At 37.3% G+C, this 20,311-nt stretch carries 15 protein-coding genes, 14 tRNA genes and 3 rRNA genes; 28 read left to right on the plus strand and 4 right to left on the minus strand.

Annotated elements, in window-relative coordinates; all coding sequences use genetic code 11:
• Window positions 1–12: 12 nt before the first annotated feature.
• The 25 genes from argS (at window position 13) to M1R53_RS02475 (ending at window position 15,445) form a co-directional block, all read left to right on the plus strand.
• Window positions 13–1,707, plus strand: a complete 1,695-nt coding sequence (gene argS / locus M1R53_RS02355; protein ID WP_428979551.1) for an arginine--tRNA ligase — start codon at window positions 13–15, stop codon at window positions 1,705–1,707.
• Window positions 1,707–3,401: a B12-binding domain-containing radical SAM protein gene (locus tag M1R53_RS02360; protein WP_249242940.1), complete on the plus strand. Its 1,695-nt coding sequence runs from the start codon at window positions 1,707–1,709 to the stop codon at window positions 3,399–3,401. The genes argS and M1R53_RS02360 overlap by 1 nt, the downstream gene beginning before the upstream one ends.
• Window positions 3,361–4,098 carry a hypothetical protein gene (locus M1R53_RS02365; RefSeq protein WP_249242941.1) on the plus strand — a complete coding sequence of 246 codons (738 nt, stop codon included), beginning with the start codon at window positions 3,361–3,363 and terminating at the stop codon, window positions 4,096–4,098. The genes M1R53_RS02360 and M1R53_RS02365 overlap by 41 nt, the downstream gene beginning before the upstream one ends.
• Window positions 4,098–5,057 carry a tetratricopeptide repeat protein gene (locus M1R53_RS02370; RefSeq protein ID WP_249242942.1) on the plus strand — a complete coding sequence of 320 codons (960 nt, stop codon included), beginning with the start codon at window positions 4,098–4,100 and terminating at the stop codon, window positions 5,055–5,057. Before M1R53_RS02365 ends, M1R53_RS02370 begins: the two co-directional genes overlap by 1 nt.
• 373 nt (window positions 5,058–5,430) lie before the next feature.
• Window positions 5,431–6,966 (plus strand): 16S ribosomal RNA (locus M1R53_RS02375).
• A 90-nt stretch (window positions 6,967–7,056) separates the two neighbouring features.
• Window positions 7,057–7,132, plus strand: a tRNA-Ala gene (locus M1R53_RS02380).
• A gap of 133 nt (window positions 7,133–7,265) precedes the next feature.
• Window positions 7,266–10,124: ribosomal RNA gene (locus M1R53_RS02385) — 23S ribosomal RNA — on the plus strand.
• A gap of 35 nt (window positions 10,125–10,159) precedes the next feature.
• Window positions 10,160–10,276, plus strand: a 5S ribosomal RNA gene (rrf, locus tag M1R53_RS02390).
• Together the 16S, 23S and 5S rRNA genes with 14 tRNA genes alongside form the textbook arrangement of a ribosomal RNA operon.
• 6 nt (window positions 10,277–10,282) lie before the next feature.
• Window positions 10,283–10,357 (plus strand) — tRNA-Asn (locus M1R53_RS02395).
• A 5-nt stretch (window positions 10,358–10,362) separates the two neighbouring features.
• Window positions 10,363–10,451 (plus strand) — tRNA-Leu (locus M1R53_RS02400).
• A 15-nt stretch (window positions 10,452–10,466) separates the two neighbouring features.
• Window positions 10,467–10,542 (plus strand) — tRNA-Met (locus M1R53_RS02405).
• Window positions 10,543–10,801: 259 nt separating this feature from the next.
• Window positions 10,802–10,877, plus strand: a tRNA-Glu gene (locus M1R53_RS02410).
• 29 nt (window positions 10,878–10,906) lie between these two features.
• Window positions 10,907–10,982: transfer RNA gene (locus M1R53_RS02415), tRNA-Val, on the plus strand.
• Window positions 10,983–10,986: 4 nt separating this feature from the next.
• Window positions 10,987–11,064, plus strand: a tRNA-Asp gene (locus M1R53_RS02420).
• A gap of 31 nt (window positions 11,065–11,095) precedes the next feature.
• Window positions 11,096–11,171 (plus strand) — tRNA-Thr (locus tag M1R53_RS02425).
• 23 nt (window positions 11,172–11,194) lie between these two features.
• Window positions 11,195–11,279: transfer RNA gene (locus tag M1R53_RS02430), tRNA-Tyr, on the plus strand.
• A gap of 3 nt (window positions 11,280–11,282) precedes the next feature.
• Window positions 11,283–11,357 (plus strand) — tRNA-Gly (locus tag M1R53_RS02435).
• Between the two features lie 26 nt (window positions 11,358–11,383).
• Window positions 11,384–11,457, plus strand: a tRNA-Gly gene (locus M1R53_RS02440).
• Window positions 11,458–11,467: 10 nt separating this feature from the next.
• Window positions 11,468–11,544, plus strand: a tRNA-Arg gene (locus M1R53_RS02445).
• Window positions 11,545–11,663: 119 nt separating this feature from the next.
• Window positions 11,664–11,740 (plus strand) — tRNA-Arg (locus tag M1R53_RS02450).
• Window positions 11,741–11,771: 31 nt separating this feature from the next.
• A tRNA-Arg gene (locus tag M1R53_RS02455) sits at window positions 11,772–11,848 on the plus strand.
• Window positions 11,849–12,197: 349 nt separating this feature from the next.
• Window positions 12,198–12,626, plus strand: a complete 429-nt coding sequence (locus tag M1R53_RS02460) for a winged helix-turn-helix domain-containing protein (protein WP_249242943.1) — start codon at window positions 12,198–12,200, stop codon at window positions 12,624–12,626.
• Window positions 12,627–12,713: 87 nt separating this feature from the next.
• On the plus strand, window positions 12,714–13,967 hold the full coding sequence (locus tag M1R53_RS02465; protein WP_249242944.1) for an MFS transporter: 1,254 nt from the start codon (window positions 12,714–12,716) through the stop codon (window positions 13,965–13,967).
• 466 nt (window positions 13,968–14,433) lie between these two features.
• Entirely contained in the window at window positions 14,434–14,949 is a 516-nt protein-coding gene (locus tag M1R53_RS02470) for a hypothetical protein (protein WP_249242945.1), read from the plus strand.
• Between the two features lie 13 nt (window positions 14,950–14,962).
• Window positions 14,963–15,445 carry an NUDIX hydrolase gene (locus tag M1R53_RS02475; protein ID WP_249242946.1) on the plus strand — a complete coding sequence of 161 codons (483 nt, stop codon included), beginning with the start codon at window positions 14,963–14,965 and terminating at the stop codon, window positions 15,443–15,445.
• A gap of 40 nt (window positions 15,446–15,485) precedes the next feature.
• Here the strand turns inward: M1R53_RS02475 and M1R53_RS02480 are convergent, their stop codons facing one another.
• The 4 genes from M1R53_RS02480 to M1R53_RS02495 are packed head-to-tail and all read right to left on the minus strand — an operon-like array spanning window position 15,486 to window position 18,510.
• Window positions 15,486–15,746 carry a putative Se/S carrier protein gene (locus M1R53_RS02480; RefSeq protein WP_249242947.1) on the minus strand — a complete coding sequence of 87 codons (261 nt, stop codon included), beginning with the start codon at window positions 15,744–15,746 and terminating at the stop codon, window positions 15,486–15,488.
• Between the two features lie 4 nt (window positions 15,747–15,750).
• On the minus strand, window positions 15,751–17,028 hold the full coding sequence (locus M1R53_RS02485) for a double-cubane-cluster-containing anaerobic reductase (protein WP_249242948.1): 1,278 nt from the start codon (window positions 17,026–17,028) through the stop codon (window positions 15,751–15,753).
• Window positions 17,021–17,755 (minus strand): hypothetical protein, encoded by a 735-nt coding sequence (locus M1R53_RS02490; RefSeq protein ID WP_249242949.1) that lies wholly within the window; start codon window positions 17,753–17,755, stop codon window positions 17,021–17,023. Before M1R53_RS02490 ends, M1R53_RS02485 begins: the two co-directional genes overlap by 8 nt.
• Window positions 17,755–18,510 (minus strand): acyl-CoA dehydratase activase, encoded by a 756-nt coding sequence (locus M1R53_RS02495; protein ID WP_249242950.1) that lies wholly within the window; start codon window positions 18,508–18,510, stop codon window positions 17,755–17,757. The genes M1R53_RS02490 and M1R53_RS02495 overlap by 1 nt, the downstream gene beginning before the upstream one ends.
• 205 nt (window positions 18,511–18,715) lie before the next feature.
• Between M1R53_RS02495 and yedE the strand changes: the two genes are divergently transcribed.
• The 3 genes from yedE to M1R53_RS02510 are packed head-to-tail and all read left to right on the plus strand — an operon-like array spanning window position 18,716 to window position 20,244.
• Window positions 18,716–19,792: a YedE family putative selenium transporter gene (gene yedE, locus M1R53_RS02500; protein ID WP_249242951.1), complete on the plus strand. Its 1,077-nt coding sequence runs from the start codon at window positions 18,716–18,718 to the stop codon at window positions 19,790–19,792.
• The gene (locus tag M1R53_RS02505) at window positions 19,782–19,994 is read left to right on the plus strand and encodes a sulfurtransferase TusA family protein (RefSeq protein ID WP_070598661.1); all 213 of its coding nucleotides are present in this window, start codon (window positions 19,782–19,784) and stop codon (window positions 19,992–19,994) included. Before yedE ends, M1R53_RS02505 begins: the two co-directional genes overlap by 11 nt.
• Window positions 19,972–20,244 carry a putative Se/S carrier protein gene (locus tag M1R53_RS02510; protein WP_249242952.1) on the plus strand — a complete coding sequence of 91 codons (273 nt, stop codon included), beginning with the start codon at window positions 19,972–19,974 and terminating at the stop codon, window positions 20,242–20,244. Before M1R53_RS02505 ends, M1R53_RS02510 begins: the two co-directional genes overlap by 23 nt.
• Window positions 20,245–20,311 lie beyond the last annotated feature (67 nt).

Genomic DNA, 20,311 nt, shown 5'->3' on the forward strand with positions numbered 1-20,311 from the left:
GAGGTAATTATGATAAATTTTAAGGAAAAAGTAAGAGATGCGTTAAGCACAGTAATTGAGGGACTATCTAAAGAAGAGATAGAAAACCTAATTGAAACACCGCCATCGTTAGATATGGGCGATTACGCCTTCCCAGTATTTAGACTAGCAAAAACATATAAGAAGGCACCTAATTTAATCGCTGAAGAGATTAAAGAAAAACTATCACACAATGAATATTTTGACAAAGTAGAAAATGCAGGACCTTATGTAAATTTCTTTATCTGTAAAGAAAAACTTCTAGAAACAGTTTATAAAGAGATAGAAGAAAAAGGCGATATGTACGGTTCATCAGACATGGGTAAGGGCAAAAACGTTATCGTTGAGTTCTCGTCACCTAACATTGCAAAACCAATGCACATAGGTCACATAAGATCTACAGTTATTGGTAACGCTCTTTATCATATATTCAAGCACCTTGGCTATAACACAATCGCCATCAACCACTTAGGTGACTATGGTACTCAATTTGGTATGCTTATAGCAGCTTATAAATTATGGGGCGACAGAGAAGCTATCGAAAAGAATCCTATTGATGAACTTCTTGATTTATATGTAAGATACAATAAGCTTCAAGAGCTTGATCCAGCTGCAAGAGACACAGCTAGAGACTGGTTTAAAAAGCTTGAACAAGGCGATGAAGAAGCAACTGAAATATGGACTTGGATGAAGAAACTTTCTATAGTTGAGTTCGAAAAAGTATATGATATGCTTGGAATAAAATATGACTCATACAAGGGAGAGGCATTCTACTCAGACAAGATGCCAGCAGTTATCGAAGAGATAAAAGAAAAGAACATAGGCAAGATGGACGACGGCGCATACATTGTTGACTTAAAACCTTATGGACTAACTCCACTAATCATAGTTAAGTCCAACGGAACAACAACTTATGCGACAAGAGACATAGCTGCAGCAAGATACAGAAAGAAAACTTATGATTTCTACAAAAACATCTACGTAGTTGCCAGCGAACAAAATCTTCACTTCCAACAATGGAAGCAAGTTCTTAAGCTTATGGGAGACGAGTGGGCAGATGATTGTATACACGTTAACTTTGGCTTAATCTCATTAAAGGACGGCGCTTTATCAACTAGACAAGGAAGAGTATTAAAACTTGAAGACGTTTTAAACAAGGCAATAGAAAAAACTAGAGAAATTATTGAAAAGAGAAATCCAAATCTTGAAAATAAAGAAGAAGTTGCTAAGATGGTTGGTACTGGAGCAATAGTTTTCCAAGAGCTATTTAACCAAAGAATTAAAGATTATGTATTTGATTGGGATAAAACACTTTCATTCGAGGGAGAAACAGGTCCTTACGCTCAATACACTTATGCTAGATGCAAATCATTAATCGAAAAGAACGGCGGATTCGATCCAGCTAAAGTTGATTTTAATCTAGTTAAAGATGAAGCATACGAAATTTTAAAATATGTTTACGATTTACCAAGAACTATAGTTTTAGCTATGGAAAAATACGAAGCATTCTATATCACAAGAAACATCATCGACATAGCAAAAGCATTTAACAAGTATTACGCAGCAAATCAAATAATTACAGATGACGAAAAGCTTACAAATTCAAGACTTGCTATAGTTGACATAGTTCAAAAAGCAATTAAAGTAGGCATGAACTTAATAGGAGTACAAACTCCAGATAGAATGTAATGAAAGTCGTATTTGTAGGTATTAACGCAAAGTTTTCACATACAAATATTGCTATAAGATATTTAAACAATGAGCTTAAAGATATGGTGGATTCTTCATTTGAGGAATTTACCATAAACGAGCCTTTGGAGAAGATTGTCTATGAGCTTCATAAGAAAGACGCTGATGTACTTATGTTTTCGTCATACATCTGGAACATTGATCATATAAGAAAAGTAATTAATTCACTTAAAAAGATTAAGCCAAGCTACACTATAGTCCTAGGCGGACCTGAGGTAAGCTTTGAAAAAGAAAGCTTTCTTAGAACAAATCCAGACTGTGACTACATAATTTATGGCGAGGGCGAGAGAGCTATGAAAGAATTTATTCTTTATAAGCAAGGCGAGCTAAGCATTGATGAAGTTCACAATCTAGCCTATATTAATGATAATAGATACATTAAAACTGAAGAAGCACCCCTTATCGACATGAAGGATTTAAGCTTTCCTTATGAAGATGAAGAGGCTTTGGAGCATAGAACACTCTATTATGAAGCACAAAGAGGCTGTCCATATAGGTGTTCTTTTTGTTTATCTTCAGCAATAAAAGGTCTTAGATATAAGCCTATAGATTTAGTGAAGATGGATTTAGATAGGCTAATAGCTATGAAGCCGTCCATAGTTAAGTTTATAGACAGAACCTTTAACTCAAACGAAGACTTTGCCATAAATATAATCGAACACATTTTAGAAAATAATAAAACCAATACAAAATTTCATTTTGAAATCACTCTCGATAGGATGAGTGATAGATTTTACGAGACTTTAAAGAAACTTCCTAAGGATATGATTCAGTTTGAGATTGGCCTTCAGTCGATAAACCCGAAAACCCTTAAAGCGATTCAAAGGCACAATGACCTTGAAAAGATAAAAGAGCATTCACAAAAGATTAAGGATTTAGGTACTATACATCAGCATATAGATCTTATAGCTGGACTTCCTTACGAGGATTTTGAAAGCTTTAAAGAGTCTTTTAATTATCTTTATGATTTTAAGATAGAAAAAATTCAGCTAGGCTTTTTGAAAATGCTTAAAGGCTCTTTAGTTCGCTCGCAAGAGTTGATTTTTGACTACAAGTATACTGATTATGCGCCTTATGAAGTTTTGAAGAATGAATTTTTATCGACAGATGAAATAATTGAGCTAAAGAAAATTGATTATGTAGTTGACAAAATTTATAACGAAGGAAGCTTTAAAAGGACGTTTGACATACTTGAATCAAAGTATACAAGCCCATTTGCAATGTTTGAAGATCTAGCAAATTTTATAGATGAAAAATATGGCGTGGATAAAACTATTAAAAAAGAAAATTTATATAGACTAGTCTATGAATTTTTAAAAGCAAAAGACATTCTTTCAGATAAACTAATTGAGGCTTTAAGCCTTGATTATGCAGCAAACGTTAAATCACAGGCACCGCTAGATTTTATGCCATTTACAAAGCTTAGAGGCGACAAGCTTCATAGCCTTTTAAGAGATGAAGAGTTTAGAAAAACTTATTTATGGCAATATATAGAAGAGAAGAATAAAGATATTGTCAATAAAGTCGCTATCATACTTATGGATGGAGCGGCCTACCTTGTTGACGAGGACGTAGAAAGGATCAGTGATGATTATGTTCAAAGATATAATTTATACAAACACAGAAGCGTTTAAAAGGCTATTTGTAACAATTAAAGATAATTTTTTAGTTTTAATCATAACAATGCTTGGACTATTTGCCTTTGATTATGTGACAAATATAATAAGCATGGCACTTGCTATGGCTTTTGGCGGCGGTTTTACCATTATGCTTATAAGTTTATTTATGTATGTACTTATGCTCTTGAAATTTTCATTTATTGCGAGTCTTTTGTCAAGAATAGTGGAAGGCGAAAAAATAAGTTTAAATAGTATTTTTTATGGATATAAATACTACCTAACAAAGTTAATTAACTACGTTTTTATAACATATTTGTTTGGCTTAGCCTTAGATATGATTTTTAAAACAGGCTCATTTTACGATCCGTACCAAATAGACCATACTTTATTAATTCAAAAAATGATAGTGAATTTAATCGTTGTTTTCATTTTTAATGCATCGTTTGAAACGCTTTATCAAACAGGGAACAATAGCTTTGCCATCTTTACTTATGGAGCGAAATTTTTTGCAAAGAACTTTCTTCAATGGTTATTAGCGGCAATACTATTGATGCTTGCACTTAATAGTGATATATATGCAGATACAATTACATTGAGATATCTAGTGAGCTACATTATATTGCCAATCATCTTCATATATAGAGGTCACCTATTCAAATTACTTGACAATTCATCCATGAGGATGAGAGCATTCAGAAGGAGAATGAACTAATGAATATAGATAGCTTTAAATATTTATTAAGCGAAATATTTTTCATAGACTTAAAAGACGAAAGAGGCGCGTTTAAGAAAAATGTTGATTATCCAGTGCTTATCAAGGACATGAGAAATATTGTAAAAGAGAATAAAGAAGACATAGACGCAAAATTATTTTTAAAAGCCATGCCCATAGTTTTGGCACTTGATAATAGTTTTAAGCACAAAGCTGTTTATGAAGATGTAATCAAAAATGTGAAGGACTTTGACAAATTTTTATTACATGAAGCCTTAAATGAAGATACAGACATAGAGATAAGACTTATTTATGCCCATTATCTTAAAGAAAATTATGACGATATAAATTATGTATATTTATATGTCTCACTACTTGAAGAAAAATACAAAGACAAGGCCATTGACGAAGCTATAGAAATTTTTGAAAAGATATATCTTAATAATAAAGAAGCAAAATACGCTTTATACAAGCTAGGCTATTACTATAGATTTAAAAAAGATTATATCAGAAGCAAGGCATACTTTGAAAAATATCTGAAGCTTGAGAACGAGCTTGAGAAAAAAGAAGAAGTAGAGGGCATTTTGAGTCTTGACTATGAAGAGTATAAAATAGAACTAGCAGAGTACTTTATAGGCGTGAAAAAATTTAGAGAAGCATATGATATATTGATAGAAAACATTGATAATGCTAAGGACGACAGAGTGTTTTACTACTTAAGTGTTGTAATGACTATGACGGGCAATTTCAAAGAAGCACTTGACTATGCGATAGAGGCGAGCAAAGACAGACAAAGCGCTCAGTACATGGATCAGCTTGCGATATCAAACTACAATAGCGGCAATCTAGACAGCGCCATTGCTATACTTGAAAAGCAGATGAAGAAAGAAGACTATACTCCGAGCACCAAAGAGTACTTAGAGAAGATGAAAGAACAAAGAGATATGATGAATAAATAGATGAATAAATAATAGATGAACCCTCATTGACGAGTAAGCCAGTGAGGGCGTTTTTTTAGATTTATAAATAAAAATTGAAAATTTATTGCAAAAGATAATAATAGCTTATACTAAACAATACTATAGATAGTGGTAACAGAAACGTATTTACACAATTTTAAAAAAATTTTAAAAATTGTGTAAAAATATTCGCAAAAACCCTTGACAAAGTAAAAAATAAATGGTAGAATGGATAAGTCATCTGGAAAGACTCCAGAAGGCAAGCAAAACTGAATAAAAGTGAAAAGAACGATTTAAACCAATCAATTTTTTTATTGATTAAAAATAATTTCGAATTTAAGAGCCAAGGTTAACTTGGGATTAAATAAACCATTTAATCGAGAGTTTGATCCTGGCTCAGGACGAACGCTGGCGGCGTGCTTAACACATGCAAGTCGAACGATGAAAGAGAATCCGATCTCTTCGGAGTGAAGAATCTCTGGATTAGTGGCGGACGGGTGAGTAACGCGTGAGCAATCTGCCTTACACAAAGGGATAGCCTCGGGAAACCGGGATTAATACCATATGATATCTATTCACCGCATGGTTTATAGATTAAAGAATTTCGGTGTAAGATGAGCTCGCGTCCCATTAATTAGTTGGTGAGGGTAACGGCCCACCAAGATAGCGATGGGTAGCCGATCTAAGAGGATGACCGGCCACATTGGAACTGAGAAACGGTCCAAACTCCTACGGGAGGCAGCAGTGGGGAATATTGCACAATGGGGGAAACCCTGATGCAGCGACGCCGCGTGAGCGATGAAGGCTTTCGAGTCGTAAAGCTCTGTCCTATGGGAAGATAATGACGGTACCATAGAAGAAAGCCCCGGCTAATTACGTGCCAGCAGCCGCGGTAATACGTAAGGGGCGAGCGTTGTCCGGAATTATTGGGCGTAAAGAGTGCGTAGGCGGCAAATTAAGTCAGATGTGAAAACTAAGGGCTCAACCCATAGATTGCATCTGAAACTGATATGCTTGAGTCAAGGAGAGGAAAGTGGAATTCCTAGTGTAGCGGTGGAATGCGTAGATATTAGGAGGAATACCGGTGGCGAAGGCGACTTTCTGGACTTGAACTGACGCTGAGGCACGAAAGCGTGGGGAGCAAACAGGATTAGATACCCTGGTAGTCCACGCCGTAAACGATGAGTGCTAGGTGTCTGCTCATACGAGTAGGTGCCGTACGTTAACACATTAAGCACTCCGCCTGGGGAGTACGTACGCAAGTATGAAACTCAAAGGAATTGACGGGGACCCGCACAAGCAGCGGAGCATGTGGTTTAATTCGAGGCTACGCGAAGAACCTTACCAGGACTTGACATACCAAGGAAAGTTTTTAGAGATAAAAACCCTAGATTTATCTACCTTGGATACAGGTGGTGCATGGTTGTCGTCAGCTCGTGTCGTGAGATGTTGGGTTAAGTCCCGCAACGAGCGCAACCCTTACATTTAGTTACTAACAGACTTAAGCTGAGGACTCTAGATGGACTGCCGATGACAAATCGGAGGAAGGTGGGGATGACGTCAAATCATCATGCCCTTTATGTCCTGGGCTACACACGTGCTACAATGGTCGGTACAAAGAGAAGCGAAATAGCGATATCAAGCAAACCTCAAAAAACCGATCCCAGTTCGGATTGATCTCTGCAACTCGAGATCATGAAGCCGGAGTTGCTAGTAATCGCAGATCAGAATGCTGCGGTGAATGCGTTCCCGGGTCTTGTACACACCGCCCGTCACACCATGGGAGTAGGCAATACCCGAAGCCTGTGAGCTAACCGTAAGGAGGCAGCAGTCGAAGGTAGGGTCAATGACTGGGGTGAAGTCGTAACAAGGTAGCCGTATCGGAAGGTGCGGCTGGATCACCTCCTTTCTAAGGAGAACATTAGTTCTTTTCACTTTGGGCTTTGCTTAAATAAAATATCCAAACAAAAGAAGATATGAAAAATATCTATTTATCCATGGGGGTGTAGCTCAGTTGGGAGAGCACCTGCCTTGCAAGCAGGGGGTCAGGAGTTCGAATCTCCTCATCTCCACCATGGCATTTCAAAAGAAAAGCCAAAACCAAATAAAACTTAATAACCATAATCAAATGAAAACGAAACGACATTTATAAAGAAAATAAATACAGTAAATTTTAACAATAAGCGTTAAAGGATTTTATAAAAAATAGGTCAAGTTACTAAGAGCGCAGGGCGAATGCCTTGGCACCAAGAGGCGAAGAAGGACGTAGAAAGCTGCGAAAAGCTCCCTAGATCTGCAAACAAGAAACGAAAGGGAGATATCCGAATGGGGCAACCCACTTAAGCAAACCTTAAGTATCTATATATGAATAAAATAGTATATAGAAGCAATACCGGGAGAACTGAAACATCTAAGTACCCCGAGGAAAAGAAAGAAACATCGATTTTCAAAGTAGCGGCGAGCGAAATGGAAAGAGCCCGCTTAAAGAAATACTAAAAAGATATCCGAATGATCTTGGAAAAATCATCCAAAGAAAGTGAAAGACTTGTAGGAAAAGATATTAGAATTTCAATAAGCTTAACGAGTACCACAAGGCACGAGAAACCTGGTGGGAACACGGGAGGACCACCTCCCAAGGCTAAATACTACTTGGTGACCGATAGAGAACAGTACCGTGAGGGAAAGGTAAAAAGAACCCCGAAAGGGGAGTGAAATAGAACCTGAAACCCTGCGTTTACAAGCAAAGAAAGCACGTGAAAAGTGCAATCTTGTACTTTTTGTAGAACGGGCCAGCGAGTTACTTTTGTAAGCAAGGTTAAGAAGTTAAGCTTCGAAGCCGAAGAGAAATCAAGTCTTAATAGGGCGAAATAGTTTACAGGAGTAGACCCGAAACCAGGTGACCTATCCATGAGCAGAGTGAAGTTAAAGTAAAATTTAATGGAGGCTCGAACCGGGTGTGGTTTAAAACACATCGGATGACTTGTGGATAGGGGTGAAAAGCCAATCGAACCTGGAGATAGCTGGTTCTCCTCGAAATAGCTTTAGGGCTAGCCTTTAGGATGTTTAATGGAGGTAGAGCTACTGACTGGTTGCGGGGTGTTTATACATTACCAAAACCTATCAAACTCCGAATGCCAAGAAAACAAACCTAAGGAGTCAGACATAGTGGGATAAGCTTCTATGTCAAAAGGGAAAGAGCCCAGACCATCAGCTAAGGTCCCCAAATACCGATTAAGTGGTAAAGGATGTGAAGTTACCCAAACAACTAGGATGTTGGCTTAGAAGCAGCCATACATTTAAAGAGTGCGTAATAGCTCACTAGTCGAGTGACCTTGCGCCGAAGATTTCCGGGGCTAAATCGGATACCGAAGCTGTGGACTCGTAAGAGTGGTAGAGGAGCATTGTGTAATAGGCTGAAGCAGTATCGAAAGGCGCTGTGGACGAAACACAAGAGAGAATGCTGGCATAAGTAGCGAGAAGGAGTGTGAGAATCACTCCCGTCGAAAACCTAAGGGTTCCTGAGCAAGGCTCGTCCCCTCAGGGTAAGTCGGGACCTAAGGCGAGGCCGAAAGGAGTAGCCGATGGACAACTAGTAAAAATTCTAGTACTATCAAATATCGTATAAATGAAGCGGGGACACAGAAGGATAAGCTAAGCGTACCAGATGGACGAGTACGCTCAAATAAAAAGGCATGCCAGGACTAATAACCAGGCTAAGCTAATTTATGATGAGGATCGAAAACAAGTAGAGAAGTAGCCGATTTCACACTGTCAAGAAAAGCCGCTAAATAGATAAATGATACCCGTACCGTAAACCGACACAGGTAGGAAAGGAGAGAATCCTAAGACGCGCGGAAGAACCTTTGTTAAGGAACTCGGCAAAATGACCCCGTAAGTTAGCGAGAAGGGGAGCCAGAGCGATCTGGCCGCAGTGAATAGGCCCAAGCGACTGTTTACCAAAAACACAAGTTTCTGCTAAGTCGAAAGACGACGTATAGGAGCTGACACCTGCCCGGTGCTGGAAGGTTAAGGGGAAATGTTAGCAATAGCGAAGCATAGAACTTAAGCCCCAGTAAACGGCGGCCGTAACTATAACGGTCCTAAGGTAGCGAAATTCCTTGTCGGGTAAGTTCCGACCCGCACGAAAGGTGTAACGATTTGGGCACTGTCTCAACAAAGGATCCGGTGAAATTGAAGTAATGGTAAAGATGCCATTTACCCGCGACAGGACGGAAAGACCCCATGGAGCTTTACTGTAGGCTGACATTGGATTTCGGTAGTACATGTACAGAATAGGTGGGAGGCTTAGATCCTGGTACGCCAGTATCAGAGGAGCCGAAAAGTGGGATACCACTCCTGTAGTGCTGGAATTCTAACCTTGAGCCGTAATCCGGTTTAGGGACACTGTCAGTTGGGCAGTTTGACTGGGGCGGTCGCCTCCCAAACAGTAACGGAGGCGTTCAAAGGTTCCCTCAGCACGGACGGAAATCGTGCAAAGAGTACAAAGGCAGAAGGGAGCTTAACTGCGAGATAAACAGATCGAGCAGATGAGAAATCAGGACTTAGTGATCCGGTGGTACCACGTGGAAGGGCCATCGCTCAACGGATAAAAGCTACCCTGGGGATAACAGGCTTATCTCCCCCAAGAGTTCATATCGACGGGGAGGTTTGGCACCTCGATGTCGGCTCGTCTCATCCTGGGGCTGAAGTAGGTCCCAAGGGTTGGGCTGTTCGCCCATTAAAGAGGCACGCGAGCTGGGTTCAGAACGTCGCGAGACAGTTCGGTCCCTATCCGTCGTGGGCGTAGGAAATTTGAAAGGAGCTGTCCTTAGTACGAGAGGACCGGGATGGACAAACCAATGGTTTATGAGTTGTAACGCCAGTTGCATAGCTCAGTAGCTACGTTTGGAAAGGATAAGAGCTGAAAGCATCTAAGCACGAAGCCCCCCTTAAGATAAGATTTCCTTTAAGTAAGACACCTTGAAGACCACAAGGTAGATAGGCAGTAAGTGTAAGAGTAGTAATACTTTGAGCCTAACTGTACTAATATGTCGAAAACTTGATCAAAGACGCTTATTTAAAGAATTATGGTTATTAAGAAATGTGGCAGCAATAGCAAGAGGGAAACACCCGTAACCATACCGAACACGGAAGTTAAGGCTCTTAACGCTGAAGGTACTTGGTTGGAGACGACCTGGGATAATAGGTAGCCGCCACTTAAAAATGCTTGTGTAGCTCAATGGCAGAGCAACCGGCTGTTAACCGGTAGGTTGTAAGTTCGAGTCTTACCACAAGCGCCAGATAAGCCGGGGTGGCGGAACTGGCAGACGCACAGGACTTAAAATCCTGCGACCCTTAAAGGTCGTATCGGTTCGATTCCGATCCTCGGCACCAAAAAAGAAAAGACATCGCGGGATGGAGCAGCTGGCAGCTCGTCGGGCTCATAACCCGAAGGTCGCAGGTTCAAATCCTGCTCCCGCAACCATAATTATTTATATAATTTAGTTGCCTTAAAATTAATATATGCTATAATACATATAATATGGCCCTATGGTCAAGCGGTTCAAGACACATGCCGTTTTAATGACCTAAGCACATGAGAAGCGAGCATAGCGAGCTTACGAATGTCAGCTAGGTCAGATGCCAGTCTCGTTTCATTTTCCGTAGGAAAATGTCAGAAGCAGGCCACGGCGGAGCCGTGAAAGCACACAATTTAATATATAAATAAAAAATACATATAATATGGCCCTATGGTCAAGCGGTTCAAGACACCGCCCTTTCACGGCGGTTACCCGGGTTCGAATCCCGGTAGGGTCACCATTTTTATTTTTTAATAAAATTTTATGCATGGACGATTAGCTCAGCTGGGAGAGCATCTGCCTTACAAGCAGGGGGTCATAGGTTCGAGCCCTATATCGTCCACCATGTTGGCCCGGTAGTTCAGTTGGTTTAGAATGCTAGCCTGTCACGCTAGAGGTCGTGGGTTCGAGCCCCATCCGGGTCGCCATAAAAGATTGGCGACAGATATCGCCTAAGTTGCCGGCGTAGCTCAATTGGTAGAGCAACTGACTTGTAATCAGTAGGTTAGGGGTTCAAGTCCTCCTGCCGGCTCCAAATCTTTTATTATATAGCCTTATGGAAGAGTACCCAAGTGGCTAAAGGGGGCGGACTGTAAATCCGTTAGCTAAGCTTTCAGTGGTTCAAATCCACTCTCTTCCACCATATGCGGAAATGGCTCAGTGGTAGAGCATCGCCTTGCCAAGGCGAGGGTCGCGAGTTCGAATCTCGTTTTCCGCTCCATATTCTTTTTTAATACCGCAAAATTTGCGGGTGTAGCTCAGTGGTAGAGCCCCAGCCTTCCAAGCTGGTTGCGAGGGTCCGATTCCCTTCACCCGCTCCATACGTTACATGCGACTATAGCTCAGCTGGATAGAGCAACGGACTTCTAATCCGTGTGCCGGGGGTTCGACTCCTCCTAGTCGCGCCATAGCAGCAAAACTTAATATTCTTTTGCTGCTTTTTTTACATAAATATTATAACTCTATAGACCATCTGGCTACAAACCAGGCACCTTAGTTATGATATTACAATTAAATAAAATAATATGCGACTATAGCTCAGCTGGATAGAGCAACGGACTTCTAATCCGTGTGCCGGGGGTTCGACTCCTCCTAGTCGCGCCATTTAGTAAAATTTTAATAATTTTATTTACATGCATCATTAGCTCAGCTGGATAGAGTGTCTGGCTACGAACCAGAAGGTCGGGGGTTCGACTCCCTCATGATGCGCCACTTTAGGACTAAGTATTTTCAACTACTTGGTCCTTTTTCATATATAAATAACTATGATTATGGAGGGGGATTTATGTCAAAATTAAGATCAGCTATATAGGGTCTTAACTCTATACCAAAAGAGTGGATAGATAAGTTAAAGAATAAAGAATTGATTGAAGATTGTTTATTTGAATAGATTGTATTATGCTACTAAGTATTGTTACTTAGTAGCTTTTTTGTGTTTTAGCAAAATAAACAATATAATATAAAAGAAACTTAACAAAATATAATTTAACGTTAAAAAATACTTGACAGTTGAATTATTTTATGTTATCATATATTTAAAGATGGTAAGTGAGGTGAGAAAATGAAAGAAGTTCATATATTAAACACACTAGAAGAAATTAATTTAGTAAGTGATCCTATAAGACTAAAAATAATTACAACGCTTGGAACTACAGCAAAGACTGCGCAAGATCTTTCGGATGCCCTTGGAGTTAGCCGCTCGAAAATTCATTATCACTTAAGGCTGCTTGAAGACAATGGTATTGTAGAGGTTGTTCATACAGAGCTAATAAATGGAATAACGCAAAAATATTTTCTACCAGTAGCTAAAGCTTTTATACCTAAGAGCGATATTTTTAATAAGGAATCAAACGAAAATATTTTTAGCTTTAAAATTAATAAAGAAAAGTATAAAGAATTTAGTGAAGACTTAGATAAACTCATAAAAAAATATGGCGCTGGAGAAGGAGATAAGGAAACACTTCAAGTAGAAGTTTATAAATTAGATTAGTTAATGCCGGTAAGTAATATGCTTACCGGAAAAAAATAAGTAAACTGTAAAATAAAACTGAACGATAAATAAAAGGAGAATGTTAAAATGTTTAAAAAAGATAAAGAAAAAAAGAAATTTATAAGAAGTAAAGATTTTTATATCTTATTATTAGGTAGACTCATAACCAACTTTGGAGACAGCTTGTATGCGATAGCATCTACACTTCTTGTTTATAAGATGAGTGGCTCAACGTTTTATTCTGGTCTAACACTATTTCTCACATCATCCACGGCTATAGTGCAGCTACTTTTAAGTCCAATACTTGACAGAATAAATATGAAGAAATTTTTAATCAATAGTCAAATTATACAAGCTGTCTTAATTTTATTAATACCATTATTACACTCATTAAATGCACTTGAAGTATATCATATAATGATTATAATGCCTATTATATCACTGATAAATCAGTTAGTTTATCCTGGACAAATATCATTATTACCTAAGATACTTAGTGAAGACGAGCTAGTTACAGCAAATTCCTTAATGACAATGGCATATCAAGGGTCAAATGCAATATTTGATACCTTAGCCGGAATTACTATTTCGTCTTTTGGATTTATGGCGGCATTTTATACTGATTCTGTCACTTTTATAATAACTGCTATACTATTTACATTTTTATCTAGAAGCTTGAGCGAATACAATATAAACAAAAAGAAAGATAATGAAAACTTTATTAAAAATCATTTTGCAGAACTAAAGGAAGGCTTAGCACTATTTAAAGATTCTAGGATATATGCTTTAGTATTTGGAGTTGTCTTTATTAATTTTGCTGCAACAAGCATAAGCGCAGTATTACCTGCTTTTGCTAGTGATGAAATTTATTATTCACTTATGCTTGCGGCGATGGGAGCTGGCGTCTTAATAGGATCATTATTTTCAAGCTTTTCAATATTTAAAAAGTGCCCACTTGGTAAACTTTATATTTGTGGTATGCTAATTCTTAGTATATTTTGGTCAGATGTTTCATATTTTTCGAATAATATGATTCTAGCTGTTATATTATATGGACTTGGATGGTTTGTTGTTGGAGTTGTTAATGTATATGCTCAAACTATGGTGCAAATTTTAGTTCCAAGAGATAAATTAGGAAGTGCAATGGGAGCAATGGTTGGTATATCAACATTCATGGCACCTCTTGGTGCACTTATGGGCGGAGCCTTAGGTGAATACTTAGGAAGTCCTATGACAATTTTATTAGCTAGCTTTATAATACTGGCAGTAGCAGTATATTGGATATTTAATAATAGTATTAGAAAATTGCCTTCAGTTAATAATTTTCACGAAGTATTTTAATGTTATGTGGTATAACATATGTTACAAAAACAAATAAAATAAGAGAGGTATTCTGGTATAATAGGTTTGACAAATTATCGTGCCTATAAAAAATATTATAAAATACAAAATATGATTTAATGTTAAAAAATACTTGACTGTTGAATTAATTTATGCTATTTTATATTCAAAGATGGTAAGTAGGATGTGAAAATGAATGAGGTTCACATATTAAGCACACTAAAAGAGATTAATTTAGTAAGTAATCCTGCAAGATTGAAAATAATTACAACATTGGCACTACAGCAAAGACGGCACAAGACCTTTTAGATGCTTTATGAGTTAGCGGCTTAAAATACATTATCATTTAAGGCTTTTTGAAGAGAATGGAATTATTGAGTTTGTTTATACTGAGTTAATAAATGGAATAATGCAAAAATACTATAATTACCTGAAAAAAATCTAAATTATAAAAGGAGATAATAAAATGGGCTTGTTTAATTTATTTGGTGGCAAAAAAACAGTTGAGTTAGATAATGTAAAAAGCAATGAAAACAAAAATCGCATGAGAGAAATCTTTGATAATAAAGTAGATAATGGTTCGGAATATAAAATAGTTTATGCTTATTCAGAAGATATTGGTGGTGCGAATTTCGTAGTGCTTCGTACCGTTTCCTATAAATACAGAAGTTTTATACTTGGCTATAAGGAAGATGATTTAAGTTTAGTTTTTCTTGAAGTAAGCCCTGATTTAAATCAGGTTGGAGAAGCACTTTTGTATAAACCACAAGATGTAAAGAAAACCAATTTTACGAAAATGGTAGGTGCATATTATTTACAGTATGGAAGTTCGTTCAAGAAAGAATTTTTCAACTTTTTTGTTCCTGAGACTATTGACGATATAGTTAACCATGATTGGTATGATGAAGATACTTTTACTTACATTGACCAAAGAGAAGTACATGGCAGCTGGGTGGATTTTTGGAATAAATTTTGCAAATAAAAGGTAATTTATTATGAAATTAAAGCAAGCTTACACTGTTATTTACATCAAGGACAAGACTACTAATAAGTTTTTGTTCTTATACAGAAATAAAAAGAAAAATGATATTAATCACGGTAAATACATTGGCATTGGCGGCAAGATTGAGCCGGGAGAGTCGAAGGATGAGTGCATTATGCGTGAGGTGTATGAAGAGACGAATCTTACACTTAAGACTTTTTATTACATGGGCGAGGTTCGCTACATCGACATAGGTTCTAGTACTTATGAAAAAATGTATGTATATTACAGCGACGATTATAAAGGCGAGATAAAAGAATGTTCTGAAGGCACTCTTAAGTTTATGAGTGAAGAGGAATTTTACGCTAGTCCTCATTGGGAGGGGGATAAAATATTTCTTGATTATGCTCTAAAAAATAATGCATTTAAATCAATAAATTATTATTATAAAAATGGTCTTAATTTTAAAACTATATTATTAAATAGACAGGTGTAACAAAAATCAAGGGATAGACGTTTAGTCTATCCCTTTTATATTAGCAAAATCTCATTCTATTTGGATCATCTCTTACGATGTCTTCCCAAAATCTATCTATCTTTATAGAATTTTTCTCAGCGAGTATCGCTATCTTTTCTTTATCTTGTGCTTCATATATGATGCACAAACCACAGCAATGGTCTGCATTTCTTGGCGTTGGTGCTATGGTTACTTCAAATCCATTATCTTTAAGTAGATAGTATAGTTTTGTAGCCGAAGCTGAGTCGCCTAAAAGAATATAATTTCTTAGCTCTTTCATTTTATTAGTCAAGCATTTCTATGAAGGCACCGATTCTTGTCTTTAATTGTTCTGCGTCTTCATCTGTGTAGTCTGTTTCTATGCCCATAACTGGTATACCTAGCTTGTTAAGTTCTTTTTCTACGAAGTAGCCTTCTGTGTCATATAGGTTACAGAACTTAAGGTTAAGGTCGATAACGCCGTCTGCCTTATATTCTTTAGCTAGTCTTACGATATCGTCGATTCTTGCATGGTTTGGTGTGAAGCAAGCGCAGTTAATGCTGCCAAGGTATCTTTGTGCAAGATTATGAACCATAGTATCCATATCAGCGCCATCATCTTCTTCAACAAGTTTGTAGCTGTAACGAATTCCTGTACACATTTCTTCACAAACAACAGCTGCGCCTAGTGATTCGATGATGTGGTGCATCTTCCAGTTAGGTATTGAAAGTGGTGTACCTGTAAGAAGTATTCTCTTTGCGCCTGGTTTGTAAACTGACACTTTATTCTTAACTCTTTCTTCAAGTTCGTCACAAAGCTTATTAATCATTTGTGTAGTTCTTTCTGGATCGTCATAGAAAGCAACTTGAGTGATAATTAAAACGTCTTTACCGCTTATTGGAACTAAATCGTTCTTTCTAAATTCATTAAGTCTCTTTAATGCTTTTCTTTTATTGTTGACAATATGTATAGCCTTTCTTAGACCTTCTTCAGTAACTTTGTTACCTGTTAGTTCTTCGATTCTCTTGATGTAGCGTTTTATTTCTGCTTCCCATTTTTCGAAGTCTTCGTCTCTTTTCATTTGAGGTATGTCCATGATAAACATTGGTGCGTCTTCTGCAAGTATTTCCCAAGCTTTTTTCTTACCGTCACAAGTTGTTTCACCAACGAATAAGTCGGCTATTCTGAAGAATGGGCAAGTTCTATCAAATCTTGCACCTAGTGATGCTTTGATTAGTGGGCAAGTTGCTGTAGGAAGCTTCTTTTCTCCTCCTGGTACCCAGAATTGTGATCCACTGCAAAGTCCTGTAACTATTGCTCCTGCAGCTATAGGCACTTCATCTGGTACGTGTATACAGAATGTTCCAACTACTTTGCCACCGTTTTTTTGATGTTCGATTAATTCAGCTGGTCTAATACCGTGGATATCGCCAACTACCATGTTCCAGTAGTCCATACCCTTTGGTCTGTTTTCTTGGCTTAGGAATACGTCTCCAAAAGCTCCTGGTAAAACTTCACATAGCATATCATGTTTTTCAACGTCCATGCCTAGTTTGTTCCACATTTCATGATTCTTATCCATTTTGTCCTCCTTTTAATATACAGCCCTTGGGAGCTAGATCGATTTTTTTGTAGCTCTCACAAATTGGGCTCTTTAATGTATCCAGAATTATTTCTGGACAGGCTACATTAATACATTTATATTTAGTTTTATTAATGCCGTTAATATTATCCTCTAAAACCTTTTCTAAGATTTTAACCCTTTTTTGAGGTTCAGCCACATATCTAATATAGTATTTAACAATGTTATACTCATACGGCTCAATCTTTTTTTCTATCGTCTCTAAAAGTTCATCGATTTTAGAAAATGTTTTTTTATATTCTTTATATTTTTTCTCGTCAAAATTAAATCCATAAACAGATTTTATTATGCCGTCAATGTCTGTTCCTGCAATATCACCACTATATTCATAAATATATCTATCGCAATTAGCACTAAAGACTTCTGTAAATTTTTTACAAATATCTTCAATAAGAAAAATTTTTGATGAATAGATGAGTGGACACTTTTTTGTAGTCATGTAAATGGTAGTCGTGCTTATCATATCGCAGGTGTTATACTCGCCATATTGTAAAATCTCAGTGTCAGTCGATTCGATTGGGTAGGGAACGAGGCCGTAGCTCATTAAAAATGCTTCGTCGATGTCTTTGGCAAAGTAGCCAATGACGTTATTCTCGCTCATCTTAAAAGTGACGGCTTCGACATAGGCATTACGCCTTAATTCTTTAAAGAATTCTACGTCTATCATTATTTTGCGAGTAGTGCAGCGCCTATGGCTCCAGCAAATCTTGCGTCTTTATGAGTTTTTACTGGTCCACCAAGTTTTTGGCTAAGTAGTTCAACTGTAAATTCTGAGTCACAGAAACCACCAGTTAAGAAATAATTGTTTGAAGCATTTTTTCTATTGGCAAGTGCAGCTACTTTCTTAACTATTGAGTCAACAACGCCTCTTGCGATGTCTTCACGAGGAGTTCCTTTGCCCATAAGTGAAATTACTTCTGATTCGGCAAATACTGTACAAACAGATGATATGTTAACAGATTGGCCTCTTTTAGCAAATTCAAACATTTCTTGCAATGAAAGTCCAAGTCTATTAGCCATGACTTCTAAGAACTTTCCAGTACCTGCTGAGCACTTGTCATTCATGATAAAATCCATAACGTTTGAGTTTTGCACAATAATTACTTTAGTATCTTGTCCACCGATATCGATAACTGTCATGTCCTCAGGATTTAAGAAGTGAGCTCCTTTTGCGTGGCACGTAATTTCGGTAACAGTTCTGTCAGCATAAGGCACACTGATTCTGCCGTAGCCAGTCGCAGTGATTTTAACATCATCTTCGCCGTATCCTAGTGATTTGATCCATCTTTTAATCTCTTCACCAGTTTCTTTACTATTCCAGCCGCTCGGCATAATTTTTTCGTGCAATATGTTCTTTTTTTCTTCGTCTAGGATAACAGCTTTAGAAGCGGTTGATCCTATGTCAATTCCTATGTAATGCATAATACACCTCACTTAATATAGTTAATTTGATTATATCTCATTAAGAAGCCATATTCAATAAGTATAAAATAATTTAATACTTAGAGGCTTTATTATAAATATTTTTAATAATAATTTTTTATAATAAAGACTTAAACTATAAAATTTTCTTATAATAACGAAAAAGTCTTATAATTATGATATACTCATACAAAGGAGGAATATTATGAAGAAAAAACAAAACTTAATGATCTTTATTGGAGGCGCCATTATCGGTATAATCGGAGCCTTATTAATGCACTTCGGCAACCCTGGCAACATGGGTATCTGCGTTGCATGTTTCTTTAGAGACATAGCTGGAGCTTTAGGCTTACACGGAGCAAAGGGAGTTCAATATATAAGACCAGAAATTATCGGTTTTATATTAGGAGCTTTTATCATTTCCATGGCTACAGGCGAATTTAGAGCAAAGGGTGGCTCAAACCCAGCACTTCGTTTCGTTTACGGCTTCTTAATGATGATAGGCGCTCTAGTATTCTTAGGCTGCCCACTTAGAATGCTTCTAAGAATTGGCGCTGGAGACCTAAACGCTGTAGTTGGTTTACTAGGCTTTATAGGTGGTATATTAGTAGGTATTTTATTTATTAAAAAAGGTTATTCACTTGGTAGAAACCATGATCAATCAAAATTATCAGGACTTATTATGCCAATATTTGCTGTAATCCTTTTAGTTCTAGCACTAGCTAAACCTATGTTTATAAACCTCTCAGCAAAGGGACCTGGCTCAATGCACGCACCATTTGCGATGTCATTAGCAGCTGGACTTATAGTTGGAGCTATCTTACAAAGAACAAGACTTTGTACAGCAGCTGGCTTTAGAGATGCAGTTTTAATTAAAGACTACCATTTTTTATATGGCATCATTGGTATAGTTCTTGCAAACGCTGTATTAAACATGGCTTTAGGACAATTCAAACTAGGTTTTGCTGAACAACCGATCGCTCACTCAGAACACTTATGGAACTTCTTGTCAATGGGCTTAGTTGGATTAACAGCAGTTTTATTAGGCGGTTGCCCAATCAGACAAACAATACTTGCTTCACAAGGCGACACAGACGCATTCATGACAGTTATCGGTCTTATCTGCGGAGCTGCTGCATCACACAACTTCAACCTAGCTTCATCAGGTAAAGGCACTACACCATCAGGAAGAGTAGCTGTCATAGTTGGACTTGTACTAGTAGCTATCGCTGCTTGCTACATCATAGCTGAAAGAAAGAAAGGAGCTCACAATGGCAAATAATGTTATAGATGCAAGAGGACTTTCTTGTCCAGAACCAGTTATATTAACAAAAAATGAAGCTGATAAAGGCACAAAAAGCATCACAGTACTAGTTGATATAGAAGTTGCTAAAGAAAATGTATCGAGATTTCTTGAAAATGCTGGCTACAAAGTAGCAGTTAAGGAAAGTGGAGAAGATTTTGAAATCACAGCAACAAAATAATGTTGTCATAGTAACATTTTATTCAATATCATCGTGCCTTATGCTAAATAATAAACTCAAAGAGATTGGCATTGAATCGCTGATAATACCAACACCGAGAGATCTTTCTTCATCCTGTGGCAATAGTTTAGCCACTTCGATTAAAAATAGAGAAGCTCTTGAAAAACTTATAGATGAATTTGATTATGAAGTCGATAGAGTAGAGGATTATTGTTTATACGAAAGCGAAAAATTAAAAGAAATTTTATAATGGATTAACAGCTACATTATGTGGCTGTTTTTCTTTTACATATTTTTGATTTTTTCTTATGAATATG

The organism is Fenollaria massiliensis (genome assembly GCF_023347705.1).
Lineage (GTDB): Bacteria > Bacillota > Clostridia > Tissierellales > Peptoniphilaceae > Fenollaria > Fenollaria massiliensis.